The organism is Haloferax sp. S1W (assembly GCF_044593955.1).
In the GTDB taxonomy this organism is placed as follows: Archaea; Halobacteriota; Halobacteria; order Halobacteriales; family Haloferacaceae; genus Haloferax.
In genome coordinates this window covers 1,509,881-1,533,311 of record NZ_CP172595.1, presented here as the reverse complement: position 1 = coordinate 1,533,311, position 23,431 = coordinate 1,509,881, and the positions used below count along the sequence as shown (strand labels likewise).

Below are 23,431 nucleotides of genomic sequence, written 5' to 3'. Positions count from 1 at the left end.
AGAACTACCGACACCAACTGATTTGGCCGCGACATCGCGGGCCAGACGCGTGTCGCGCCGTCCGCCGACTCTCGACCCCTGTCGTGTCGGCGACTCGCAAACACAAAAGTTGTATTTCTCGGGGCGGGAAGAAGGGACATGAGTACAGACAGTGGGTCCGGGATGGTCACTCGGTCCCGTGCCCTCCTCGCGGTCTTCGGCATCGTCGCCGCGTCTCTCCTCGTCCGTCTGGTCGGCCTCGGCGGCCGAGTCTTCCACTGGGACGAAGGCCGCGTCGGCTACTGGATTCTCCGCTATCACGAAACAGGCTCGTTTTCCTACCGCCCTATCATCCACGGCCCCTTCCTTCCCGTCGTCAACGACTACCTCTTTGCGGTGCTCCCCGCCACCGACTTCACCGCACGCCTCCCGGTCGCTATCGTCGGCGGCCTCCTGCCGCTTTCGGTGTGGCTCTTCCGCGAGCACCTGCGCCGAGACGAACTGGTTGCGCTCGCGTTCTTCTTCGCGTTCAACCCGCTTCTCGTCTACTACTCGCGCTTTATGCGCAACGACGTGCTCGTCGCGACGTTCTCCTTTGTCGCCCTCGGGTTCGTCGTCCGGGCGTACGACACCGGCCGCCTCGCCTACCTCATCCCCGCGGGAATCTCGTTTGCGACGGGCGCGGCCACGAAGGAGAACTATCTCGTCTATTTCCTGTGTTTCCTCGGTGCCGGAGCGCTCGTCTTCGACCACCGATTGCTCGCGCGAACGTCCGCTGGCGACTCCGCCCGCGACATCCTCTTTACGGAACTCCCCGAGTCCATCAAAGACCGACTCCGACGACGCGGCGCTGGAAGCCTGTCCTCGGGCGCTGTCCGCGCTAGTGCCGGTCTCTTCGGTGGTCTCGCCGCCTTCGCCGTCGTTTTCGTGTTCTTCTACGCGCCCCGTCCCGACCTGTGGAACGCCTTCGGGAACCCCGGCGCGCTTCCCGGCGTCATCCAAGCCGGGTCTATCGGGGCAGCCGAGAGCATGGCGAGCAGTTGGCTCGACGGCGGTCACCAGTCCCACGAGTACCTCCCGTATCTGAAGGACTTCCTCGAAACGTTCGTCTACGGCGCGCCGGTCCTCATCGTCTTCGCACTCGTCGGCATCGTCGTCGACCGCTACGGCGTCGTCGCCGGTCGCCTCCGATGGTTGGTCGCTTTCGCAACCTACTGGGGCGTCGTGAGCATCTTCGGCTACCCGCTGGCGACCGACATTCAGGCCCCGTGGGTCGTCGTCCACGCCGTCGTTCCGCTGGCTATCCCCGCAGCAGTCGGTGCCGCCTTCATCTTCCGTGCGGCCACCACGGCGGTCGAAACGAAAGACGCGGCCGGAATCGGTCTCGCTGCCCTCGTCTTACTCGCCGCCGTCGGCGGCGTCGCCGCGGCAAACCACGACTACTGGAACGCCTCCACCGACGAGGACAAAGTCGTCCTCCAGTGGGCGCAACCCGAAAACGACCTGAAGCCGACGCTCGACGATATCGCGGCCGTCTCCGCCGCCAACCCCGGTACTGACGTGCTCCTGTACGGGACGCACCCGCCGAACAACGCCGACGAGACACACTTCTACGTCAAAGACGAGTCGAATCCGCTCGGCGGGCCGTCGTGGCACAGTCGGCTGCCGCTCCCGTGGTACTTCGAGGGTGCCGACGTAGAACGGACGAGCAGCGCACCGGAGACGCCCGCAAGCGAGATTGGACAGAACCCGCCGCCGGTCGTCGTCGCCTACGAGTGGGACCGAGACGAACTCGAATCCGAACTCGACGGCTACGTCGTCCGCCAGCACGCGTTCAAACTCTGGAGCGAGGACGTCGTCGTGTTCATCGACAGAGACGCACTCGACCAGGCGAACGCCACAGCCTGACCGAGTCGGTCAGGCAGCCACCCACTTCTCACATCTCCTTTTGACCACGGATGTGCATATTCTCCCACCCGAGGTGGCAACGTTTATGCACCAATATACTGAACCGGCGACTGTGACCGTCACCGTACCCGGACCCACGCTCGGTGTCGTCGGCGGCGGCCAACTCGGGCGCATGCTCGCCGAGGCCGCTTCGCCGCTCGGCGTCGATGTCGTGGTTCTCGACCCGACGCCGGACTGTCCCGCAGCGAACGTCGCCGACCAAATCGTCGGGGAGTTCGACGACCCCGACGCGATGGCGGAACTCGCTGCGCGAGCCGACGCACTGACGTTCGAGATAGAACTCGCCGACCCCGACCTGCTCGACGAACTCGCCGTAGAGGAGGAAATCGAGGTCCACCCGTCTCCCGACGCGCTTCGGACTATCGAGGACAAACTGATTCAGAAGGACACCTTCGGCGAGGCCGGGATTCCAATCCCGCCGTTTCATCGCGTCGACGACGCTGCAGACCTTCGCGCCGCGCTCGACGAGTTCGGTTCGGTGATGCTGAAGGCTCGAACCGGTGGCTACGACGGCCGCGGGAACGTCCCCGTCACCGACCCCACCGACGCGGAAGCCGCCATCGAGGAAGTCGGCGGCCCCGCAATGGCCGAAGCGTTCGTCGATTTTGAGCGCGAACTCTCGGTCATTGGCGTCCGCGGCGACGGCGAGATTCGGACGTTCCCCGTCGGCGAGAACGTCCACGAAGCGGAGATTCTCCGCGAGACCATCGTCCCCGCCCGGACGACCGACGAGGTCCGCGAGGAGGCCGACCGCGTTGCCCGCGAAGTGCTTTCGCACCTGCCGGGCCGCGGCGTCTTCGGCATCGAACTGTTCGAGACGAGCGAGGGCGACGTCCTCGTGAACGAAGTCGCACCGCGCCCGCACAACTCTGGCCACTGGACCATCGAAGGCGCGCTCTGCTCGCAGTTCGAACAGCACGTCCGCGCCGTTCTCGGATGGCCGCTCGGTGCGACCGACCGCCGCTCTCCGACCGTGATGGCGAACGTCCTCGGGACCGTTGACGAGACGCGTCCGGCCCACCTCGGTGGGCTCGACGACCCACTTTCTGAGCCCGGCGTCTCGCTGCACTGGTACGGGAAAGACGAGGTGCGCCCGCTTCGCAAGATGGGCCACCTCACGGCCGTCGGCGACACCGAAACCGACCTCGAAGTACTTCTTTCGCGCGCGAGAGACCTTCGCGACGGACTGTACTTCGACTGACGACACGACTGTCCCCACTTCGACCGAGAGACGACCACCCCCATTTCACACCGCGTTCCCATGACGACAGAACAAGACCTCATCGACGAACTGCACGCACAGGCCGCCGCGGACACCGACCCCGAGACGACGCCCGACGTGGGCATCATCATGGGCTCGGACTCCGACCTCGACGTGATGTCCGGTGCGCACGAGGCGCTGGACACGCTCGGATTCGGCGAGCAGACTGACTTCGACGACGCGCCCGAAGCGCGCTTTACCTACGAGACGTACGTCGTCTCCGCCCATCGGACGCCCGACCTGATGTACGCCTACGGCGAGACGGCGGCCGACCGCGGTATCGAAGTCATCATCGCGGGTGCGGGCGGGAAGTCCGCGGACCTGCCGAACATGACGGCCTCTCTCGCGTATCCCATCCCCGTCGTCGGTGTTCCGGTCCAAGAGAAGTCGGTCGATTCGGTCATCGGCATGCCGACGGGTGCACCTATCGTCGCCGTCGACGCGGGCAAGTCGTTCAACGCGGCCCTCTCGGCCGTCCAGATGCTCTCGCGCGGGTACGACGAACTCGAAGCCCGACTCGTCGAGTACCACGAAGACCTCGTCGCAGACGTGGCGGACACCTCGGCCCGACTCCACAGCCTCGGCGTCTCCGGCTTCCGCGACTCGGAGTAGAGACACCGTCTACGAGCGGCAGCGAATGTGTACCCCCGTCCGAGTGAACGCGACGCGGTCACTTCCGCTTACGAGTGTCGCCTCAGTTCAGGGGTCCTTTTTCTGAGTCGTTGGCCGGTTGTTCGGCCCAAAACGTCCCCGGGCCACCGTTCCGAGCGTCTCTCGCGTATTTTCAAAATAGAAGGCTTCTCGCGCCCGAAACACACAAATCAATGTTTATAGGGGAGCGCTTCTAACCGCCGCACGTCAGGGAGACTACGGCATGAGTGAATGGATTGCAATCGGTGCGATGGGTGTCGTCGCTGTCGGCCTACCATTGGTAATGATGGCAATGTCGGCGATGCTGCGCCCCAGCGTACCGGAACAAGGAAAGAGTGCCACCTACGAGAGTGGTGAGGTGCCGACCGGCACGGCGCGCGTCCAGTTTAACATTCAGTATTACATGGTCGCGTTGCTGTTCGTCGTGTTCGACATCGAGACTGTCCTCATTTTCCCGTGGACAGTCATTTACCGCTCTGCCCTCGAACAGGGCGCGACCCTGGGGACGATTCTAACGCCGATGCTCGTTTTCATCGGTGTCCTCGTCGTCGGGCTCGTGTGGGCGTGGCGCAACGGCGCCGTCAAGTGGGTCAAAAGCCCGCAGGCGAACCGTCGTAAGACAGAGAGGCAAGCATGAGTAGCGAACAGAAACCATTCGTCACTGACGATACACAGGTACAGACCGAGACCCGCGACGCCCGCATGGCGGGTTCGGACGACCGGTTCAACTCGAAGCTTCGGGAGGCGTTCGGCTCGTCGCCGTTCATCCTCACGAAGTTCGACAATTTCATGAACTGGGTTCGTGGGTCCTCGATGTTCATGCTGCAGTTCGGTATCGCTTGCTGCAGTATCGAGATGATGCACACGTACGCGATTAAGCACGACCTGGACCGCTTCGCGGCCGGTGTGCCGCGTGCATCCCCGCGACAGGCGGACGTTATTATCGTTCCCGGGACGATTGTCTCGAAGTTCGCCCCGCGTATGAAGCGCGTCTACGACCAGATGGCCGAACCGAAGTTCGTCGTCGGCATGGGGTCGTGTACGATCTCCGGCGGTCCGTTCCAGGAGGGCTACAACGTCATCAAGGGCGCAGAAGAGGTCATCCCGGTGGACATCCACATCCCCGGTTGCCCGCCGCGTCCGGAGGCGCTCATCTACGGCATCGCAAAACTCCAAGAGCGTATCGCGAACGGCGAGTCCAGTCCCGTCACGGTCAAGCCGTACGAACTGGAGCAGTTCGGCGACCTCCCGCGCGACGAGATCGTCGACAAACTCGCCGAACAGATCGACGAGGACGACCTCGTCATGCGGTACAACTGGGCTGATTCACCATGAGCCTGGAAGAACAACAACCCGAAGAGGCGGCCGAAATCGAGGCTGGCCTCACCCGCGGAGACGAACTGGCAGAACTGCTCGGCGACCTCGTCATCGGTCGCGAAGAGCACCTCAACGCGCCGGGTCTCGTCATCCGCCCCGACCAGGTACAGGAGGCGCTCTTCAAGCTCCGCGACGAGGCGGACTTCGACCACCTCTCGTGTGTCACCGCCGAGGAGTACGAAGACCGCTACGAGACCATCTACCACCTCACGAAGTTCGACGACCGAACGGACGAAGTCAGCGTCGTCGTGCCCACCTCGAAGGACGACCCGGTCAGTCAGACCGCCGAACCCGTCTACCGGACGGCCGACTGGCACGAGCGTGAGGCGTACGACCTCGTCGGCATCAAGTACGAGGGACACCCGGACCTGCGTCGCATCCTCCTGCCCGACACGTGGCAGGGCCACCCGCTGGGGCTGGACTACGATCAGGACCGGCCACAGATTTCGACGCTGCGCGAACACGCGAACCCGCTCGAAAGGGACCACACCAGTAAGCAGGGCAACACGATGTACATCAACATCGGCCCACACCACCCGGCGACCCACGGCGTGCTGCACGTCGAGACGGTCGTCGACGGCGAGCAGGTCGTCGACCTCGACCCCGATATCGGCTACCTGCACCGCTGTGAGGAGCAGATGTGCCAGCAGGGGACCTACCGGCACCAGATTATGCCGTACCCCGACCGCTGGGACTACATCTCGGCCGGTCTCCTGAACGAGTGGGCCTACGCCCGCACCGCAGAAGACCTCGCGGATATCGAGGTGCCGGAGTACGCACAGATTATCCGCACCATGAGCGCCGAACTGTGCCGCATCGCGTCGCACATGATTGCGCTCGGTACGTTCGCGCTCGACGTCTACGGCGACTTCACCGCTATCTTCATGTACGCCATGCGGGACCGCGAAATCGTCCAGAACCTTCTGGAGGATCTCACCGGTCAGCGGATGATGTTCAACTACTTCCGTCTCGGTGGCGTCGTCTGGGACCTCCCCGAACCGCGCGAGGAGTTCTTCGAGAAGATTCGTGACTTCCTCGACGACCTGCCGGAGGCACTCGAGGAGTACCACGACATGATCACCTCGAACGAGATTCTCCAAGCTCGTACCGTCGGGACTGGAGTCCTGCCGCCGGAAGTCGCAAAGAGCTACGGTGCGACCGGACCGGTCGCTCGTGGCTCCGGTGTCGACTACGACCTTCGCCGCGACGACCCGTACGGCTACTACGACAAACTCGACTGGGATGTCGTCGTCGAAGACGGGTGCGACAACTTCTCGCGACTGCTCGTGCGCATGCGCGAAGTCGAGGAGTCGGCCAAGATTATCCAGCAGTGTGTCGACCTGCTCGAAGACTGGCCGGAAGACGAACGGAACATCCAGGCGAACGTGCCGCGCACGCTCAAGCCCGAGGAAGACACCGAGATCTACCGCGCCGTCGAAGGTGCGAAGGGCGAACTCGGTATCTACATCCGGGCCGACGGCACCGACAAACCGGCACGCTTCAAGATTCGGAGCCCGTGCTTCTCGAACCTCCAGACGCTCCCCGAGATGTCCGAGGGTGAGTACATCCCGGACATGATCGCATCGCTCGGGAGCCTCGACATCGTTCTCGGTGAGGTGGACCGCTAATGGCTGCGACACTGCAGACGACCCTTCCGGACACCATCAGCGGACTGCTGGGTCTCGAAGGTATCCTCGGCGACGTCGTCGGTGGGCTGATTGGTGCCTTTATCGTCGCCAACATCATGCTCATCACGACGGCTATCGCCGGTCCGTGGGCGAAGCGGAAGATCACCGCCGCGTTCGGTGACCGTATTGCAGTCAACCGCATCGGACCGTTCGGGTTGCTCGTGATTATCCCGGACGCCGTCCGACTGATGTCGAAGGAACTCATCGTCCCCGAGGGCGTCGACCGTCCCGCATGGGACATCGCCCCGATGGTCATTCCGTTCTCTGCACTGCTCGGGTTCGCCGTCATCCCGATGGGAAGCGGTATCCAACTCGCAGACCCCGAGACCGGCCTCGCGTTCGCGTTCGCGGCGGCCTCGATTGCGTCGCTCGGCCTCGTGATGACCGGCTACGCGTCGAACAACAAGTTCTCGCTCATCGGTGCGCTCCGTGCCGTGGCAGCCAACATCGCCTACGAAATTCCGCTCGTTATCACTGCAGCGTCGGTCGTCATCTTCACCGGGACGCTCCGCATGAGCGAAATCGTCGCCATACAGGCAGAGCCGCTTCTGTCCATTGGTGGTGTGGCGATTCCGACGTGGTTCGCGTTCGTGAACCCGTTCGCGTTCGTGCTGTTCGTCATCGCGAACCTCGCAGAAGTCGGACGTAACCCGTTCGACATCCCCGAAGCACCGACCGAGATTGTCGCCGGGTATCAGACCGAGTACTCCTCGATCTACTTCGTGCTCATCTACCTCGGTGAGTTCATCCACATCTTCCTCGGCGGCGCTATCGCGGCGACGCTGTTCCTCGGCGGGCCCGCAGGTCCGTTCCTGCCCGGGTTCGTCTGGTTCATCATCAAAATCTGGGCGTTCTTCCTGTTCACCCAGTGGGCGCGGTCCGCAGTGCCGCGCCTTCGCGTCGACCAGTTCCTCGAAATTGGTTGGAAGGGCATGCTCGTCCTGTCCTTCGCTAACCTGGTTCTCACGGCCATCATCGTGGGGGTGATTACATGATTGGAATTCTGAAGGGCATGGCAGTGACGCTGAAGCACGCGCTCGACGGGCAGACGTTCACGGTCGAGTACCCTGAACAAGCGCCCGAAGTGAGCCCGCGCTTCCGCGGTGTCCACAAGTTCAGTCAAGAGCGTTGTATCTGGTGTCGCCAGTGTGAGAACGTCTGTCCGAACGATACGATTCAGATCGTTCAGGACGACAAGCGCAACGGCGAGCAGTACAACCTGCACATCGGTCAGTGTATCTACTGCCGCCTGTGCGAGGAAGTCTGCCCCGTCGACGCGATCTTGCTCACGCAGAACTTCGAGTTCACGGCGGACACCAAGAACGACTTCGTCTACAACAAAGAACAGCTCAAGAACGTCCCGTGGTACAAGGATATCGACCCGCTCAACTCCCGCAACCCCGACCGCAACGCGTGGGTTGGCGAAGGTGAACGAGAGGTCGACTACCAGTAACATGTCCACGAACGAATCGACCGAGGTTCGTCCGTTGCAACCCGCTGTGGGGTGCTGAGGACGTTCTCGAAATGTTCAAAGGGATATCTCAAGGAGACACACACAATGGTTTATGAAACCCTCGCGTTCGCGCTGTTCGCCCTCATCACCGTGGGCTGCAGCCTGGGCGTCGTCCTCGTGCGGGACATCTGGCATTCCGCACTCCTGCTCGGGGGCGCGCTCTTGAGCGTCGCGGTGCATTACGTGATGTTGCAGGCGGAGTTCCTCGCCGCCATGCAAATCCTCGTCTACGTCGGCGGGGTGCTGATTCTCATCACGTTCGCCGTGATGCTGACGCGTATCGACCCGGAGGTGAGTAGCACATGACCACGAAACCGCAGTTGAAGCTCGGTTCGCACCTCGTGCCCGGTCTGGCGGCCGTTGGCCTGTTCGCCGTGATGGCGGCAGTGTTCCTCGGTGCGTCGTTCCCGAACCCACAAGGGTTCGCAGATGGTGCCAACCTGACTGCGAGCATCGGCTATACGATGTTCAATCTCGAGTTCGGCAGCGTCGAAGGCGAGAGTATGCTCGTCGCGTTCGAGATTATCGACCTCGTTCTCGTCGGCGCACTCGTCGGTGCCGTCCTCCTCGCGCGCCGCGACGAGGATGGCTCGATGCGTACCATCCTGACCGACGGTGGCCGCGAACTCAAGCGCACGCTGTTCGACGACGAGGAGGGTGACCACTAATGGTACCCGGACAGTATTACCTCGTCCTGTCGGCGGCCGTGTTCTGCATCGGTATCTTCGGCCTTCTCACCCGGAAGAACGCGCTGTTGTTCCTGATGTCGGTCGAACTGATGCTGAACGCCGCAAACATCAACCTCGTCGCGTTCTCCTACTACTGGGGCAACGTGACGGGCCAGACGTTCGGTCTCTTCACGATGGCACTCGCCGCCGCCGAAGTCGCGGTCGGTATCGGTATCATCCTCGTACTGTACCGCAACTTCGACGGTGTGGATGTCACGAAGGCGACCACGATGAGGTGGTAAATTTATGGCAGGCATACTCGAATTCGCTCCGGCCATCGTCCTCCTCCCGTTCCTCTCGTTCCTGATTGCACTCGGAGCGGGACGGTACATGCCGAAGGGAGGCGCACTGGCGGGCATCGCCGCGACGGGTGGCTCGCTCGCCCTCGCCGTGGCGACGTTCTTCGCCGTCAGCGGTGGACAGACGTACAACCAACACATCTACACGTGGGCGAGCGGCGTCGGTGACGCCGTCACGCTCAAATTCGGCCTCCTCATCGACCCGCTGTCGGCGATGATGCTGGTCATCGTGACGCTCATCGCGTTCCTCGTCCACGTCTTCAGCCTCGGTTACATGAACGACGAGGGCGAGACGGGTCTCCCGCGGTACTACGCCGCACTCGGCCTGTTCAGCGCCTCCATGCTCGGGTTCGTCGTCTCGAACAACCTGCTCATGGCGTTCATGTTCTTCGAGCTTGTGGGGCTGTGTTCCTACTTGCTCATCGGCTTTTGGTTCCGCCAGGACGGCCCGCCGAGCGCGGCGAAGAAGGCATTCTTGGTCACCCGCTTCGGTGACTACTTCTTCCTCATCGGCGTCGTCGCGGTGTTCGCGACGTTCGGCTCTGCGGCCTTCGCTGGCCCCGAAGCCTTCCCGGTGCTCGCCGAGGAAGCGCTCCACGGCGAACACTCGGTCAACACGTTCCTGGGCATGGGCGAACAGGCGTGGTTCACCGTCGTCGGCCTCCTCGTTCTCGGAGGCGTCGTCGGGAAGTCCGCGCAGTTCCCCCTCCACACGTGGCTTCCGGACGCGATGGAAGGTCCGACCCCGGTTTCTGCACTCATCCACGCAGCGACGATGGTTGCGGCCGGTGTCTACCTCGTCGCCCGGATGTACGGCTTCTACGCGCTGACTCCGACGACGCTCGCTATCATCGCCCTCATCGGTGGCTTCACCGCGCTGATGGCGGCGACGATGGGTCTCGTCAAGCGCGAAATCAAGCAGGTGCTCGCGTACTCGACCATCAGCCAGTACGGCTACATGATGCTCGGGCTCGGTGCCGGTGGCTACGTCGCGGCGACGTTCCACCTCATGACGCACGCCTTCTTCAAGGCGCTCCTGTTCCTCGGTGCTGGTTCGGTCATCATCGCCATGCACCACAACGAGAACATGTGGGACATGGGCGGTCTGAAGGACAAGATGCCCGTGACCTACTACACGTTCCTCTCCGGTTCGCTCGCGCTCGCGGGTATCGTCCCGTTCGCGGGCTTCTGGTCGAAGGACGAAGTCCTCTACGAGGCACTCAACCACGGTCTCGGGACCCACGGCGGTCTCGGAACCATCCTCCTCGTCGCGTACGCGATGGGTCTCATCGCCGTGTTCTTCACCGGCTTCTACACCTTCCGGATGGTGTTTCTCACCTTCCACGGGAAGCCGCGCACTGAGACGGCACGCGACCCCCACGGTGTCCGCTGGAACGTCAAGTTCCCGCTCATCGTCCTCGGGACGCTCGCGGCCGTCGCTGGTCTCGTGAACATGGCGCCGGTCGAGGAACTGACGGGCATGCACCTCGCGTTCCTCCACGACTGGCTCGACCACGGCTTCGGCTCGCTGACCGCGCACCACTACCTCGAAGTGCTTGAAAGCGACGCGGGCGCGGGTATCCACCCGGCTGGTATCGGCTCGCTCGGTCCGGGCGCACTCTCGCTCGGCCTCGCACTCGCCGGTGCCGGACTCGCCTACCGTCTGTACAACGTCCCCGAACCCGTCGAACACACGGAGAAGCTCGGGAGCATCAAGACCGTACTGTACAACAACTACTACCAGGACGAGTACCAGGTCTGGATTGCAAACAGCATCGTCCAGCCTATCTCGCGCGTCCTCGACAAGTTCGACCAGGGTATCGTTGATGGTGTCGTCAACGGCATCTCCAGCGTGAGCCTGTTCACTGGCAGTCGCATGAAGCGTCTCCAGACCGGTGTGGTGAGCAACTACGCCGCCCTGATCACGCTCGGCCTGACGGCGCTGCTCCTCGGTCTCGGTCTGATCGGAGGTTGGTTCGCATGATAATTGAAGCGCTCATCGCAGTCACGTTCCTCGCCGCGCTGGTCACTTTCGTCGTGCCGGACCGGTACGCCGGCAAGGCGGCCTTCGCGCTGAGTCTGGTTCCCGTCGTCGGGAGCCTCTACATGTGGCAACAGTACGACGCGAGCGGGAACGCCCTTCTCGGCGGGTCTGCCGCGTTCGAGACAGACATCGTCTGGCTGCAACTCGGCCAGTACGACCTCCACTGGTTGGTCGGCGTCGACGGCATCAGCATGCCGCTTATCGTCCTGACCACTATCCTCACCACGCTCGCTATCGTCAGCGCGTGGACTCCCATCGCGGAGCGTCAGTCCCAGTTCTTCGGTCTGATGCTCTTCATGGAGGCGAACCTGCTTGGCGTCTTCACGGCGCTCGACTTCTTCGTCTGGTTCGTCTTCTGGGAGGCCGTCCTCGTCCCGATGTACTTCCTCATCGGTGTCTGGGGCGGACCCCGCCGCAAGTACGCGGCAATCAAGTTCTTCGTCTACACGAACATCGCGTCGCTCGTGATGTTCATCGGGTTCATCTCCCTCGTGTTCGGTCTCGGCGACTCCATCACGTCGCTGCGCCTGCCCGAAATCGCGCAGGCGTTGCAGGCCGGTCAACTCAGCGGCTTCGCCGGTCTTTCGGCCGGTGCGCTCGCGTCGGTCGCCTTCATCGCGATGTTCTTCGGATTCGCGGTGAAGGTCCCCGTCGCGCCGCTGCACACGTGGCTTCCCGACGCTCACGTTGAAGCACCCACGCCGGTGTCGGTCATGCTGGCGGGGGTCCTCCTGAAGATGGGTACCTACGCCCTGCTCCGGTTCAACTTCACGATGCTGCCGGAGACGGCGCGAAGCTTCGCGCTGCCCATCGCCCTGCTCGCCGTCGCAAGCGTCATCTACGGCGCACTTCTCGCGCTGGCACAGCAGGACCTCAAGCGCATCGTCGCGTACTCCTCCGTCTCGTCGATGGGGTACGTCATCCTCGGTCTCATCGCCTACACCACCTACGGCGTCGGCGGTGCGACCTTCCAGATGGTCGCCCACGGTCTCATCTCCGGTCTGATGTTCATGGCCGTCGGTGTCATCTACAACACGACCCACACGCGCATGGTGACGGACATGTCCGGCATGGCCGACAGAATGCCCGTCACGGCGGGTATCTTCACCGCTGGTGCGTTCGGGTACATGGGTCTCCCGCTCATGGCCGGGTTTGCGGCAGAGTTCTTCATCTTCAAGGGCGCGTTCGAGTCCACGGTGATGGAGGCGATGCCGCTGTTTACCGGTGCGGCGATGTTCGGTATCGTCATCGTCGCGGGCTACCTGCTGTTTGCGATGCAGCGGACCCTGTTCGGACCGTTCGAGTTCGATGGTGACTACGAAATCACCGAAGCGCCGTTCCACGACGTGGCGCCGCTTGCGGTGCTTCTGCTCCTCACCATCATTCTCGGTGTCTCTCCGGACATCTTCTTCACCATGATTCAGGACGCGGTTAATCCGATTCTCGAACTGGGAGGTGCGTTCTAATGACGCCACTGCAAACCGTACCTACCTGGACGGCGACGGCGCCTGCGATTATCCTCGCGGTGACGGCGCTGCTCTTGTTGACCATCGACACTATCGACCCGGACAGCACTAACAGTGGACTGCTCGCCACCACGGCGACCCTCGGGTCGCTCGCCGCGGGCGGTGTCGCTGCGTGGTTCCTCGCGGCCGGAACCGGCATGGAGTCCACGGGCGGCGCAATCTCGCTGTACGGTGACGCGCTCATCGTCGACGGGATGAGCCTGTTCTTCACGCTCATCTTCACCAGCGTCGCGGCGATGGTGTCTGTCGCATCGTACGACTACCTCGCTGGCGAGCGGTATCAGGGTGAGTTCTACTCGCTCGTCATGCTCGCCGCCACGGGGATGACGCTCATGGCGATGTCGAACTCGCTGGCGACGGTCTTCGTCAGCCTCGAACTCGCCTCGCTGCCGTCGTACGCGCTCGTCGCGTTCCTCAAGCGGAACCGCGGCAGCGTCGAGGCAGGCCTGAAGTACTTCCTCATCGGCGCGCTGTCGTCGGCGGTGTTCGCATTCGGTATCAGCCTCGTGTTCGCCGTCACCGGGTCGCTGGTGCTTCCCGACATCGCAGCCAACCTCTCGAATGCCGACGGACTCGTCGGTGTGCTCGGCCTCGGTGTGCTGATGATTGCCGGTGGGTTCGCGTTCAAGACTGCTTCCGTCCCGTTCCACTTCTGGGCGCCGGAGGCCTACGAGGGCGCACCCGCACCCATCAGCGCGTTCCTCTCGTCGGCGTCGAAGGCGGCCGGTTTCGCCGTCGCCTTCCGCGTCTTCACCGTCGCGTTCCCGCTCGGAACCGTCTCCTCGATTGGTGGCGGTGCAGTCGACTGGTCGCTGCTCTTCGCGGTGCTCGCCGTCGTCACGATGACGCTCGGTAACTTCGCCGCGGCGACGCAGGAGAACGTCAAGCGCATGCTTGCGTACTCCTCTATCGGCCACGCTGGCTACGCACTCATCGGTCTCGCGGCCATCACCGTCGACGGTGGTGCCGCGAACGGAAACGTGCTCGGCGCGAGTATGGCCCACCTGCTCGTCTACGGCTTCATGAACACGGGTGCGTTCCTGTTCATCGCCATGGTCGAAAAGTGGGGCATCGGCCGCACGTTCGAGGACTACAACGGCATCGCGTCGAAGGCGCCCATCGCCGCGACGGCGATGACCGTCTTCATGTTCTCGCTGGCAGGGCTGCCGCCGTTCGGTGGCTTCGTCTCGAAGTACGCCCTGTTCTACTCCGCCATCGAGTCCGGCTTCTGGTGGCTCGCCGCCGTCGGCGCAATGAACAGTGCGCTGTCGCTGTTCTACTACAGCCGCGTCGTCAAGGCGATGTGGATCGAAGAGCCAGCGAAGTCGCTCGAAATCGGCAGCCAGCCGGTCGGTCTCTACGGTGCGGTCGTCTTCGCCGCCGTGGGGACGGTCCTGCTCCTGCCCGGCTTCCAACCCGTCATCGAGACGGCCCAGACCGTCGCAGCGGCGCTCTTCTGAGCGCACTGCCCGGTCTGAAAAGAATCGTCGACTTTCTTTATACAGAATCAAGGAGAATACCTGGCCCTTTAGGGTCAGGGTGAATCCGACAATTCCTACACAATCCACCGTCGATGGCAAGGTCGGATATTTCACGCCACCACCATTAAGAGAACGACGTCCATAACCAGTTATGAAGCCAGAAAATGAGCCGAACCGTCCGAACCTTCGAGGCCACTATCACGAACCAGCGCCAGGTTTGTGACGACCTCGACCAACTCGGATGGGCCGCCTCAAAACTCTGGAACGTCGGTCGCTACTACACGCAAGAACAGTGGGACGAAACGGGCGAGATCCCCGATGACGGGGAACTCAAAGACCAGGAACGCTACACGGACTTGCATTCTCAATCCAGTCAGCGCGTTCTCGAAGAACTCGCTGAAGCGTTCAACGGCTGGTTCGGCAAGCGTCGGAACGGCGACGACCGTGCCCGACCGCCCGGCTACCGCAAACACGGAGACTCTCACCCGCGTTCAACTGTGTCGTTCAAAGCGGCTGGCTTCAAGCACGACGCACAGTTCACCCGCGTCCGTCTCTCCAAAGGTCGCAACCTCAAAGAACACCGCTCGGACTTCATCCTGTGCGAGTACCAGACGCGCCCGGATGTTGACCTGACCGAGTGGGACATTCAGCAGGTTCGTGCCATCTACAAGCGAGACGAGTGGCGGCTTCAATTCGTCTGTCGCACCACCATCGACCCGGAACCGCCGGGCAACGAGGTGGCTGGTGTTGACCTCGGGATTTGCAACTTCGCCGTCGTCTCGTTCGGTGATGAGTCAGTGTTGTACCCCGGTGGCGCACTCAAAGAGGACGAATACTACTTCACGAAGCAGAAAGCCAAATGCGACGATTCCTCGTCCCGAGAGGCCACCCGTCTTGACCGCAAGCGAACGGGTCGCCGGACGCACTTCTTGCACGCCCTCTCGAAAGCAATCGTAGAGGAGTGTGTCGAACGGGCGGTCGGAACGGTTGTCGTGGGCGACCTCGGCGGTATCCGCGAGGACGACGAGAACGGCGAACCTCGGAATTGGGGCGCCCACGGCAATCTCGACTTGCACGGGTGGGCGTTCGACCGCTTCACGACGCTACTCGACTACAAGGCGGAAGCCAAAGGAATCGACGTGGAGTTAGTGTCCGAACGCGATACGTCGAAGTCGTGTTCGACGTGTGGACATATCGACGACAATCAGCGCGTTGAACGCGGACTGTACGTCTGTGAGAAGTGCGATACGGTTGCGAACGCGGACGTGAATGGTGCGGAGAACATTCGACAAAAGGTACTCCCGAGTCTCGCCACGGACGGCGGTGACGAGACGCGTCGCGTCTCGTCCGCACACCAGAATTCGAAGCATTCTGGGGGCGGTGATAGGGATAACGGCTGGTTGGCACAGCCAGCGGTTCACCTGTTCGACCGTAGTGAGGGCTGTTTCGCCCCACGAGAACAGGTTGCTAACCGCGAACCTTAATATCCCAACTCAGCGGTGCAGTGCCGTGGGATTCCCGCGTTGACGAGACCAATGGTCTCGTCCGCCCACCAGAACGCTTCGCGTTCTGGGGACGTCTTCAGGCGCGGGAGGATGTCAACTGGACTGCAGCAACTCTGCGAGTGCCGACGCGAGCTCTTCGGAGCGCCTGAGCGTCAGGCCGTCAGTAGTGACGAAGACGCCAGCGTCAGCAACCGTGACACGCGTCATGTACCCGTGGTCGAACGCGCGAACGGTGTAGCGGTAGTTTCCGAGTTCCGAGCCTTTGTACGCCGTTCGTGCGTGGAATCCGTCGGTTTCGTGTTCGACGAACCCCGCGAGGTCGGCGTCGGCTTCGAGGTCCGCCCGGAGATATATCTGTTCGCATCTCTCGGGGGTGAAGTAGGTGACGCTGCGAAGGTCGTCGCCAACGGTTGTTCGACACGCCCGGACGAGTGACTCCGAGAGAGAGTCAGAGACGAGTTGAGATTCGAGCTCCATCCTATTTTTTGTCATGTCATCACACACCATAACAGCATCGGCGAACTGAATGACGGTAGGGTTTTGCGGCCAGAGACCGACCATCGGGGTATGGTACGTCGCCTGGTTCTCGGGTGCAGTCTCCTCGGCGGTGACCTGTTGGCCACGCTCGCCGCCCGCCCCGGTTCGTTGACGGTCATTACCGACCGGAAGGGCCGCGCCGAGGACCTGCGTACCGATGGTATCGACGCCACCCCCGGCGACCCGACCGACGCTGAGACGTTTCCCGATTCGGCTGGGGTAATCGTCGTTGCTGGAGACGACCCGGTGCAGAACCGGGACGCAGCGCTTGCCGCCCGCGACAAATTTCCCGACGCGGTTCTCGTCGCCCACCTCGGTGGGGGACCATCACAGGCGATTCGTGACGAACTCGTCGAACTCGCAGACGAGATAATCGACCCGCGGAAGGCTGTTCTCGACTGCATCGACGACGCTATCGGCACGTCACAGAGCGAACGCATCTACCGTCTCATGCGGGTGCTTCGGAACATCGGCGGCCCGCTGGCGATTGTGATGCACGACAACCCGGACCCGGACGCCATCGCATCCGCGGTGGCGTTGCAGGCGATTGCAGAGCGCGCGAACGTCGAGGCGAGGGCGTGCTACTTCGGGGATATTAGCCATCAGGAGAACCGCGCGCTCGTGAACCTCCTCGGGTTAGACTTACACGAGTTCGAAGAGACGCCGAACCTCGACGCGTTCGACGGCATCGCGCTGGTCGACCACTCGCGGCCGGGCGTTAATGACCGCCTACCACCCGACACGGTCGTCGATATCGTCATCGACCACCATCCGCCACGCGAACCAATCGAGGCGTCGTACGTGGACCTTCGGCGGCAGGTCGGTGCGACGAGTACCATTCTCGTCGAGTATCTGGACCGACTCGGTATCACCCCCGACGAGCGCGTCGCAACCGCCCTCCTGTTTGGCATCCGCGTCGACACCAACGACTTCACCCGCGAAGTGTCGACTGCCGACTTCGAGGCCGCTGCCTCGCTCGTTCCGTACGTCGACACCGACCTGTTACAGCGCGTCGAGACGCCGAGTATGACTTCCGAGACCATGGAGACGCTTGCACGCGCTATTTCAAACCGCGACAGGCGGGGGTCGGTCCTCACGTCGAACGTCGGTGACGTTCGTGACCGAGACGCCATCGCACAGGCGTGTGACTATCTGCTCGGGATGGAAGGCGTCGACATCGCCGTCGTCTACGGACTGATGGAGGGAACGGTCTACGTCTCCGGACGGACGCGAGGTTCACAGGTCGACCTCGGTGAGGTGTTGCGTGACGCGCTCGGTTCAATCGGGAGTGCGGGTGGACACGCGGACATGGCAGGCGCGCAGATTCCTCTCGGCATCCTCGACGCCGTCGGCGGAAGTTCCCGCGAGTCGCTTGCGACCATCGTGACGGACATCGTCGCCGGGCGTATCTTCGAGACGCTCGAGCACGCGCCGTCGGCACCGACGCTCGATTCGGATGTCGCCTTCGAATTCCCGTTCGACGAATAGTGCCCACACGTTTTTCCGGTCGGTCACCCTACGTCGGGGAGATGAGTGCTAAAGCGACCGTCAAGGAGTACATGACGCGCGAGGTTCAAACCGTCTCCCCGAGCGACACGGTCGCAGATGTCGCCCGTCGCATCGCAGAAAGCGACGGCCACAACGGATTTCCGGTCTGTGACAGACGAAAGGTCGAAGGCTTCGTGACTGCCCGCGATATTCTCTTGGCCGACGAGGGAGCGGAAATCGACACGGTGATGGCGACCGATTTGGTCGTCGCCCATCCGGATATGGACGTAACCGACGCCGCGCGCGTGATTCTCCGCTCAGGCATCCAGAAACTCCCCGTCGTCGACGACACCGGCAACCTCGTCGGCATCATCTCGAACACGGACGTGATACGGAGCCAAATCGAGCGTGCGACGCCGGAGAAGGTCGGGAAACTGATGCGGACGCTCGAACAGATACACGGCATCACCGTCCACCAGGAGCGCCGAACCGTCCCGATTTCCGACCTCATTCCGACGCAGGCGCGCGTGTACGCAGACGAGTTAGAGGGCCGCCGGTACGAACTCAACCGCGGTCTGGCAGAACCCCTCGTCGTCATCGACAACAAAGGGACGTACCTCCTCGCAGACGGCCACCACCGCGTGCTCGCCGCGGACCGCGCCGGTATCGAGACGATGGACGCCTACATCATCGTCATCGACGACCCCATCGAACTCGGTATGCAGCGAACGGCCGAAAAGGAGGGACTCTCGTCCATCGACGACATCGACATCGTCGATTACGCGCGTCACCCGCTCGTCGAGAGTACGCGTCGCCTGCAGTGAACTGCGGCGTTCGACCGTCTCACGAAACGTCGTACGCGTCTTTCCACGAGGCAACCGCGTCGAGCGCGGCGGCTTCGTCGCCGAACTGCTCGCTCACGTAGGCGCGGCCGTCCGGGCCCTGGTGGAGTCTGTCGAACCTGACGTGCCACGCGTTCGGCCCGCGACGGAGCCGGATGGTCGCGTTCCCGTCGCTTCGTTCCCACTCGACGATACGGTCGTCTCGACGAACCTCCGTCCAACTCATACTCGTCGATTCGTGGCCGCCGACAAGTGCCTACCCATCCGCGACGTTCTGCGCACCAGTCGCTGTGGTGGCCGCCGGTCGCGTCTCCGCACCACAGGCGGGGCAGATTGCGTATCCGAGGTGGTCGTACGGCACTTCGGATGAGGGCTTTTTCAGGCCGCACCTGTGGCACGTGAAGTACGACACCCACTCGAGGGACATACACCAACAGATACTGTTCTATAGCTTAATTAATGACTGCTTATCGCCACAAATTCGGGAGTTCGTGTGCGTACTACCCGCCCGCCGAAGGGTGTGGACGATGACCGTCGAGAATCCCCGCCGAGCGCTCGGCGGGTGACGACGAACAGGGCGGAGCGTTCGGCCTCACACAGAGCGCGGGAAGCCTCGCTCGGACGTTCGGCCTGTACTCGCGGGCGGCCTCTACACCGGCATCGCGTTCTGGGCACCGTTCGTCGTCGGCGGACTGTTGCTGCTCCCTATTGTCGCGTTGCTCGCCCGACTGGACCGCCGGGTGATTGCGGCGACGACGGCGTGAAAAAGCGGAGCGGCGATAGCAGTCGGTTCAGAAGGTCTTCGCAGTCAGTTCAGGCCGGTGCCGCGCCTTCAGGCGTGGACGAGTCGTCTTCGGTGCGGAACTGCGAGACGAGGTCCAGCGAGTCGTCGGTGCTCCCGAGCAGGAACAGCGAGTAGTACCGGAAGAACGTCACCACGGGCATCTGGATGAGGGCGGTAACGGCGAGCGCCGTGAGACCGAACAGGAGTCCGAGACCCCCGAGTAACACGAGTGAGACGCCTGAGAAGATACCGAACCCGGCGGCGTTGAGTGCGAGGAACAGCGCGCCGCCGACGATGGCGAAGGGAATCGCGACCACCAGTAACAGGAGGGCGGTTGCGACGCCGATACCGATGCCCGCGAGGATGCCGAGGACGAACCGGACGAGGATGTACAGGCCGAACTCGGAGAGTTCAGCGCGGAACACGGGTGCGACCCGCCGCCACGACGAGATGACCTGCTTGTCCTCTGCAATCATCGTCGGGACGACGAAGTCGGTCGTCAACTGGAGGACGAGGGCGAGGACGAAAAACAGCAGGAGCGCGAGCAGAACGAGCGGAATCGCGAGAAGGAACACTGCTCCCGTGAGGGCGATACCGCCGAGTAGGACCGCCGCAATCGGAATGCCGATGAGGAGCAAGGCAACGAAGACGAGACCAACCTTGAACGCGAACAGTCTGGCACCGAGACCGAGGCGCTCGTGGAACGGTTTGCGGATGCGAACGTCCTTCGAGACGACACCATCGACGAAGACGAACTGCATCACCGCGCTGATGAACGACCACAGGAGGAAGAAGACGATAGCGACTACGACGATAGCCGCGGCGAGGATGGCGAAGTTCTCTGGGGTGGCGAACCCGGGGAGTGAGTCAACCGGGATATCACCCGGTGCGCCGCCGGTATCACCCGGAAGCGTGAATCCCGTATTTCCAGAGTTACCGAACGACCCGCCGCCGCTGCCGATGCTGCCGACGAAGAAGGCGATGAGCGCGAGGCGCGCCCACCGACCCGCATCGAAGGGGAGGAGAAGCGACGCTGTCGCGTCACGTGCATCGTCGAGGGCGTCGATTGCTTTCCAACTCATAGAGTGGAATTACCCTTCTCACGTCATAAAGGTGTTTGAGAACCGAGGTGTTAGCACGGGTGCTCCCGTGCCGAACTCGGGCGGTTAGAAGGTCGGTTCGGTGATGGACGTTCGGTGATGGACGTCAGCCCAGTTAGGATTCGATGGCAGCGAGAACGTCGAGATAGCCGGACCCGTAGTACGTCTTGTCGTACCCCTCGGGGACGCTCGCGGTGTTCTTCAGCAGGGATTTGACCTGGTTGGCGTTGAGGTCAGGCTTGACGGATTTCACGAGTGCAACGGCGGCGGCGACCTGTGGAGTCGCCATCGACGTGCCCGCCTTCCAGCCGTATTCGTGGGTCGCACCGACGTACTCGCCGTTTTCGTAGGTCGGCGTCGACAGCGTGTTGTAGACGAGGTCGAAGAACCACGTGTCGGGGTGCGTTTCGATGGCGTCGAGGAGTGCGTCGCCGCCCGGTGCGGCGATGTCGATTGCGTTCGTTCCGTAGTTCGTGTAGAACGCGGGACTCTCGGGGCCTTCGGCGTCGTCACCGGCATCGAACATGAACCCTTTCGGTCCCGTCGCAGCGACGCTGAACGCCTGTGCGCCCTCGTTCGGGAGGCTGATGAAGTTCTTGTCGTGCTGGAGGTCCGCCGAGTCGTTGCCCGCCGCGATAGCGAGGACCGTCCCCTCTTTGTTCGCGTAGGTCAGCGTGCTGTTGAGCACCTTGCCGTAGAAGTCACCGTTCGCCTCTCGGGGAACCGGATACGCGCCGAGGCTCAGGTTGGCGGCGTCACAGCCGATTTCGACGCTGTAGAGAATCGCCGCGAGGATGTCGGCGAACGACGCGCCCTCCGTGGTCGAAAAGACGCGGCAATCGACGATTTCCGTTCCGGGGGCAGAGCCGACGACGCCCTCGTCGTTGGCGTCGTTTGCGGCGATAATACCCGCACAGTGCGTCCCGTGGCTTCCGCCTGCGGGGACGCCCGCACCGAAGCCGTCTCCGGTGAAGTCACGCGAGAGCGATTCGTTGACGGTGTGTTCGAGGTCGGGGTGGGAAGCGGCGACACCGGTGTCGATGACGGCGACGCGGGTTCCCTCCCCACGGGTGACCTCGTGAACGTCGGGAATCTGCTGGTCCTGTTTGTCCCACTGAACCGGATATCCTGGCTCGTCGTGCGCCTCTGTTGGCGCACTTCCGTTTACGTCCGGTTCCTGCAGGCGAACCTCGATGTCCGGGGCGTACGACGAACTCACACCGGAGAGGTCGGATTCGCTTCCTTCGACGACTGCGACGTTGGCCGGAGTGAGGTCGTAAACCACGTCGAGACCGGCGCGTTCGAGTCTGGACACCGTGTTCGTCTTGACGACGAATCGGTCGGTTCGCTCGGCGGCGACGACGGTCGAACCCGCGAAGAGTCCACCGAGGAGGGCACCACTCGTCTTCAGGAAATCACGTCTGCGTTGTGGACGCATACCACGTCCTGTGGGGTGGTTGAACATAGTTGTTATGGCACATAATGAAAATTAATCCAAGTTCAGAGGTCAGAATTGGATACGAAGCCGACACCCTCACGGTACTCCGGGACGAAGCAGGTGGAAGCATGGTCGGCGTTGAGACTGGTCTCCGTCTCGTCGGCGGGGTCGTGTTGCTGTTCGCAAACGCGTTCTTCGTCGTCTCGGAGTTCGCGATGACTCGCGTCCCGCAGTTCGACGGCGAGTTGTTTCAGGGGTCACGTGGCCTCGAACTCGCGTGGGAGATGACAGAACGCCTCGAAGTATATCTCTCTGGGTGTCAGGTCGGTATCACCATTTCCAGTGTCGGTCTCGGTGTCGTGGCAGAACCGGCGGTCGCCGCGGTCTTCGACGCGTTCCTCGGCGGCGGTGGCAGTGGGGGCCACACGTCGCTGGCAGTCATCCTCTCGTTGACCGTCATCAACCTCGCACACGTCGTCCTCGGCGAGCAGGTGCCGACGTACCTCGGCGTCGAACGGTCGCGGTTCGTCGCCAAGTACACCGCGCCGGTGCTGTACGCGTGGACGAAGCTCATGTACCCGGTTATCGTCGTCGCCGACTGGTTGGCAAAGCGCATCCTCTCTTTCGGCGGCGTCGAGATAACCCGGTCGTGGCAGGAAGCCGAGCCCGGAGAGGAGGAAGTAGCCGGTGAGCAACTCACTCGCGGTGAGGTTCGAAGCCAGATGGGCGACATTCTCGCTCGTGGGTCACTCCCCAAAGACCGCCGCGAGGAGGTTCTCAACGCGCTTCGAATCGGCGAGTTGCCGGTCCGCGACGTGATGATTCCGTCCGAGCACGTGGTGGCGCTCGCGACGACGAACACGACCGAGGAGAATCTCGACCTGATTCGGTCGAACCCGCAGCACTCGCGGTTTCCGCTCGTCGGCGACTCGCTCGACGACGTTCGCGGCATCGTCTACGCGCCGACCGTCCTCTCGAACATCGACCGTCTCCGGTCGGGTGACCGAACCCTCGAAGACGTGGCGGCCCCGCCGCTTACAGTCTCTTCGGAACTCCCGGTCAGCGACCTCATCGACGAGCTACAGGCCGAAAATCAGGAACTTGCGATGGTCGAAGACCCCGGGACGGGCACGGTTATCGGTCTCGTCACGGCCTCCGACGCCTTCGAGTGCATCACGGGGCAGTTGTACGACCCGCTTGACCTCGATGCGTGAGTTGACAG

General features: G+C 62.7%; 23 protein-coding genes and 1 pseudogene. 19 read left to right on the top strand and 5 right to left on the bottom strand.

From position 1 onward, the window contains the following. The first annotated feature begins 138 nt into the window (after positions 1-138). From ACH9L7_RS08050 to ACH9L7_RS07980, 15 genes are all read left to right on the top strand, one after another. Complete coding sequence (locus ACH9L7_RS08050; protein WP_396613197.1) at positions 139-1,887, top strand: flippase activity-associated protein Agl23; 1,749 nt, start codon at positions 139-141, stop codon at positions 1,885-1,887. A gap of 112 nt (positions 1,888-1,999) precedes the next feature. Beyond that, entirely contained in the window at positions 2,000-3,148 is a 1,149-nt protein-coding gene (locus ACH9L7_RS08045) for a 5-(carboxyamino)imidazole ribonucleotide synthase (protein WP_396613196.1), read from the top strand. Between the two features lie 60 nt (positions 3,149-3,208). Beyond that, a complete protein-coding gene (gene purE, locus ACH9L7_RS08040; RefSeq protein ID WP_396613195.1) occupies positions 3,209-3,820 on the top strand; it encodes a 5-(carboxyamino)imidazole ribonucleotide mutase in 612 nt (203 codons plus the stop codon). 262 nt (positions 3,821-4,082) lie between these two features. Continuing rightward, positions 4,083-4,496 (top strand): NADH-quinone oxidoreductase subunit A, encoded by a 414-nt coding sequence (locus tag ACH9L7_RS08035; protein ID WP_396613194.1) that lies wholly within the window; start codon positions 4,083-4,085, stop codon positions 4,494-4,496. Next, the gene (locus ACH9L7_RS08030; protein ID WP_396613193.1) at positions 4,493-5,194 is read left to right on the top strand and encodes an NADH-quinone oxidoreductase subunit B; all 702 of its coding nucleotides are present in this window, start codon (positions 4,493-4,495) and stop codon (positions 5,192-5,194) included. Before ACH9L7_RS08035 ends, ACH9L7_RS08030 begins: the two co-directional genes overlap by 4 nt. Further along, a complete protein-coding gene (locus ACH9L7_RS08025; RefSeq protein ID WP_396613192.1) occupies positions 5,191-6,864 on the top strand; it encodes an NADH-quinone oxidoreductase subunit D in 1,674 nt (557 codons plus the stop codon). The genes ACH9L7_RS08030 and ACH9L7_RS08025 overlap by 4 nt, the downstream gene beginning before the upstream one ends. Beyond that, complete coding sequence (locus tag ACH9L7_RS08020) at positions 6,864-7,919, top strand: NADH-quinone oxidoreductase subunit H (protein WP_396613191.1); 1,056 nt, start codon at positions 6,864-6,866, stop codon at positions 7,917-7,919. The genes ACH9L7_RS08025 and ACH9L7_RS08020 overlap by 1 nt, the downstream gene beginning before the upstream one ends. After that, entirely contained in the window at positions 7,916-8,377 is a 462-nt protein-coding gene (locus ACH9L7_RS08015; protein WP_008323562.1) for an NADH-quinone oxidoreductase subunit I, read from the top strand. Before ACH9L7_RS08020 ends, ACH9L7_RS08015 begins: the two co-directional genes overlap by 4 nt. A 105-nt stretch (positions 8,378-8,482) precedes the next feature. Beyond that, positions 8,483-8,743 carry an NADH-quinone oxidoreductase subunit J gene (locus ACH9L7_RS08010; RefSeq protein ID WP_396613190.1) on the top strand — a complete coding sequence of 87 codons (261 nt, stop codon included), beginning with the start codon at positions 8,483-8,485 and terminating at the stop codon, positions 8,741-8,743. Beyond that, entirely contained in the window at positions 8,740-9,105 is a 366-nt protein-coding gene (locus ACH9L7_RS08005) for an NADH-quinone oxidoreductase subunit J (RefSeq protein WP_396613189.1), read from the top strand. The genes ACH9L7_RS08010 and ACH9L7_RS08005 overlap by 4 nt, the downstream gene beginning before the upstream one ends. After that, complete coding sequence (gene nuoK, locus ACH9L7_RS08000; protein ID WP_007539052.1) at positions 9,105-9,407, top strand: NADH-quinone oxidoreductase subunit NuoK; 303 nt, start codon at positions 9,105-9,107, stop codon at positions 9,405-9,407. The genes ACH9L7_RS08005 and nuoK overlap by 1 nt, the downstream gene beginning before the upstream one ends. Before the next feature lie 4 nt (positions 9,408-9,411). Beyond that, entirely contained in the window at positions 9,412-11,448 is a 2,037-nt protein-coding gene (gene nuoL / locus ACH9L7_RS07995; RefSeq protein ID WP_396613188.1) for an NADH-quinone oxidoreductase subunit L, read from the top strand. Continuing rightward, entirely contained in the window at positions 11,445-12,974 is a 1,530-nt protein-coding gene (locus tag ACH9L7_RS07990; RefSeq protein WP_396613187.1) for a NuoM family protein, read from the top strand. The genes nuoL and ACH9L7_RS07990 overlap by 4 nt, the downstream gene beginning before the upstream one ends. After that, positions 12,974-14,494 (top strand): NADH-quinone oxidoreductase subunit N, encoded by a 1,521-nt coding sequence (locus tag ACH9L7_RS07985; RefSeq protein WP_396613186.1) that lies wholly within the window; start codon positions 12,974-12,976, stop codon positions 14,492-14,494. Before ACH9L7_RS07990 ends, ACH9L7_RS07985 begins: the two co-directional genes overlap by 1 nt. Before the next feature lie 185 nt (positions 14,495-14,679). Further along, positions 14,680-15,999 carry an RNA-guided endonuclease InsQ/TnpB family protein gene (locus tag ACH9L7_RS07980; protein WP_396613185.1) on the top strand — a complete coding sequence of 440 codons (1,320 nt, stop codon included), beginning with the start codon at positions 14,680-14,682 and terminating at the stop codon, positions 15,997-15,999. A gap of 114 nt (positions 16,000-16,113) precedes the next feature. On the opposite strand, the gene ACH9L7_RS07975 is transcribed toward ACH9L7_RS07980, so the two are convergent. After that, a complete protein-coding gene (locus tag ACH9L7_RS07975; RefSeq protein WP_396613184.1) occupies positions 16,114-16,497 on the bottom strand; it encodes a hypothetical protein in 384 nt (127 codons plus the stop codon). A gap of 90 nt (positions 16,498-16,587) precedes the next feature. Here ACH9L7_RS07975 and ACH9L7_RS07970 point away from each other — a divergent pair, with 90 nt between their 5' ends. Both ACH9L7_RS07970 and ACH9L7_RS07965 read left to right on the top strand, forming a co-directional pair. Beyond that, a complete protein-coding gene (locus ACH9L7_RS07970; protein ID WP_396613183.1) occupies positions 16,588-18,045 on the top strand; it encodes a DHH family phosphoesterase in 1,458 nt (485 codons plus the stop codon). A 41-nt stretch (positions 18,046-18,086) separates the two neighbouring features. Beyond that, positions 18,087-18,869 carry a CBS pair associated ParBc domain-containing protein gene (locus ACH9L7_RS07965; RefSeq protein WP_396613182.1) on the top strand — a complete coding sequence of 261 codons (783 nt, stop codon included), beginning with the start codon at positions 18,087-18,089 and terminating at the stop codon, positions 18,867-18,869. Positions 18,870-18,888: 19 nt separating this feature from the next. Here ACH9L7_RS07965 and ACH9L7_RS07960 read toward each other — a convergent pair whose 3' ends face one another. Beyond that, the gene (locus tag ACH9L7_RS07960) at positions 18,889-19,113 is read right to left on the bottom strand and encodes a hypothetical protein (protein WP_396613181.1); all 225 of its coding nucleotides are present in this window, start codon (positions 19,111-19,113) and stop codon (positions 18,889-18,891) included. 30 nt (positions 19,114-19,143) lie between these two features. Beyond that, on the bottom strand, positions 19,144-19,314 hold the full coding sequence (locus ACH9L7_RS07955) for a hypothetical protein (RefSeq protein ID WP_396613180.1): 171 nt from the start codon (positions 19,312-19,314) through the stop codon (positions 19,144-19,146). A gap of 125 nt (positions 19,315-19,439) precedes the next feature. On the opposite strand from ACH9L7_RS07955, the pseudogene ACH9L7_RS07950 reads away from it, so the two are divergent. Continuing rightward, positions 19,440-19,651, top strand: a pseudogene (locus ACH9L7_RS07950) (MFS transporter); the annotation flags it as partial. 49 nt (positions 19,652-19,700) lie between these two features. On the opposite strand, the gene ACH9L7_RS07945 reads toward ACH9L7_RS07950, so the two are convergent. Continuing rightward, the gene (locus ACH9L7_RS07945; protein WP_396613179.1) at positions 19,701-20,753 is read right to left on the bottom strand and encodes a hypothetical protein; all 1,053 of its coding nucleotides are present in this window, start codon (positions 20,751-20,753) and stop codon (positions 19,701-19,703) included. Between the two features lie 133 nt (positions 20,754-20,886). Next, entirely contained in the window at positions 20,887-22,209 is a 1,323-nt protein-coding gene (locus ACH9L7_RS07940) for a S8 family peptidase (RefSeq protein WP_396613178.1), read from the bottom strand. 128 nt (positions 22,210-22,337) lie between these two features. Here ACH9L7_RS07940 and ACH9L7_RS07935 point away from each other — a divergent pair, with 128 nt between their 5' ends. Beyond that, complete coding sequence (locus tag ACH9L7_RS07935) at positions 22,338-23,423, top strand: CNNM domain-containing protein (RefSeq protein WP_396613242.1); 1,086 nt, start codon at positions 22,338-22,340, stop codon at positions 23,421-23,423. Positions 23,424-23,431: the final 8 nt, after the last annotated feature.

What these genes read in the sequence shown, in the direction of transcription:
- nuoK (WP_007539052.1), top strand. Translation starts at nt 9,105, where the DNA reads ATGGTACCCGGACAGTATTACCTCGTCCTGTCGGCGGCCGTGTTCTGC.
- purE (WP_396613195.1), top strand. Translation starts at nt 3,209, where the DNA reads ATGACGACAGAACAAGACCTCATCGACGAACTGCACGCACAGGCCGCC.
- ACH9L7_RS08025 (WP_396613192.1), top strand. Translation starts at nt 5,191, where the DNA reads ATGAGCCTGGAAGAACAACAACCCGAAGAGGCGGCCGAAATCGAGGCT.
- ACH9L7_RS07945 (WP_396613179.1), bottom strand. Translation starts at nt 20,753, where the DNA reads ATGAGTTGGAAAGCAATCGACGCCCTCGACGATGCACGTGACGCGACA.
- ACH9L7_RS08010 (WP_396613190.1), top strand. Translation starts at nt 8,483, where the DNA reads ATGGTTTATGAAACCCTCGCGTTCGCGCTGTTCGCCCTCATCACCGTG.
- ACH9L7_RS07970 (WP_396613183.1), top strand. Translation starts at nt 16,588, where the DNA reads ATGGTACGTCGCCTGGTTCTCGGGTGCAGTCTCCTCGGCGGTGACCTG.
- ACH9L7_RS07985 (WP_396613186.1), top strand. Translation starts at nt 12,974, where the DNA reads ATGACGCCACTGCAAACCGTACCTACCTGGACGGCGACGGCGCCTGCG.
- ACH9L7_RS07955 (WP_396613180.1), bottom strand. Translation starts at nt 19,314, where the DNA reads ATGTCCCTCGAGTGGGTGTCGTACTTCACGTGCCACAGGTGCGGCCTG.
- ACH9L7_RS08030 (WP_396613193.1), top strand. Translation starts at nt 4,493, where the DNA reads ATGAGTAGCGAACAGAAACCATTCGTCACTGACGATACACAGGTACAG.
- ACH9L7_RS07965 (WP_396613182.1), top strand. Translation starts at nt 18,087, where the DNA reads ATGAGTGCTAAAGCGACCGTCAAGGAGTACATGACGCGCGAGGTTCAA.
- ACH9L7_RS08050 (WP_396613197.1), top strand. Translation starts at nt 139, where the DNA reads ATGAGTACAGACAGTGGGTCCGGGATGGTCACTCGGTCCCGTGCCCTC.
- ACH9L7_RS08020 (WP_396613191.1), top strand. Translation starts at nt 6,864, where the DNA reads ATGGCTGCGACACTGCAGACGACCCTTCCGGACACCATCAGCGGACTG.
- ACH9L7_RS08005 (WP_396613189.1), top strand. Translation starts at nt 8,740, where the DNA reads ATGACCACGAAACCGCAGTTGAAGCTCGGTTCGCACCTCGTGCCCGGT.
- ACH9L7_RS07960 (WP_396613181.1), bottom strand. Translation starts at nt 19,113, where the DNA reads ATGAGTTGGACGGAGGTTCGTCGAGACGACCGTATCGTCGAGTGGGAA.
- ACH9L7_RS08035 (WP_396613194.1), top strand. Translation starts at nt 4,083, where the DNA reads ATGAGTGAATGGATTGCAATCGGTGCGATGGGTGTCGTCGCTGTCGGC.
- ACH9L7_RS07935 (WP_396613242.1), top strand. Translation starts at nt 22,338, where the DNA reads ATGGTCGGCGTTGAGACTGGTCTCCGTCTCGTCGGCGGGGTCGTGTTG.
- ACH9L7_RS07990 (WP_396613187.1), top strand. Translation starts at nt 11,445, where the DNA reads ATGATAATTGAAGCGCTCATCGCAGTCACGTTCCTCGCCGCGCTGGTC.
- ACH9L7_RS08015 (WP_008323562.1), top strand. Translation starts at nt 7,916, where the DNA reads ATGATTGGAATTCTGAAGGGCATGGCAGTGACGCTGAAGCACGCGCTC.
- nuoL (WP_396613188.1), top strand. Translation starts at nt 9,412, where the DNA reads ATGGCAGGCATACTCGAATTCGCTCCGGCCATCGTCCTCCTCCCGTTC.
- ACH9L7_RS07975 (WP_396613184.1), bottom strand. Translation starts at nt 16,497, where the DNA reads ATGGAGCTCGAATCTCAACTCGTCTCTGACTCTCTCTCGGAGTCACTC.
- ACH9L7_RS07940 (WP_396613178.1), bottom strand. Translation starts at nt 22,209, where the DNA reads ATGCGTCCACAACGCAGACGTGATTTCCTGAAGACGAGTGGTGCCCTC.
- ACH9L7_RS07980 (WP_396613185.1), top strand. Translation starts at nt 14,680, where the DNA reads ATGAGCCGAACCGTCCGAACCTTCGAGGCCACTATCACGAACCAGCGC.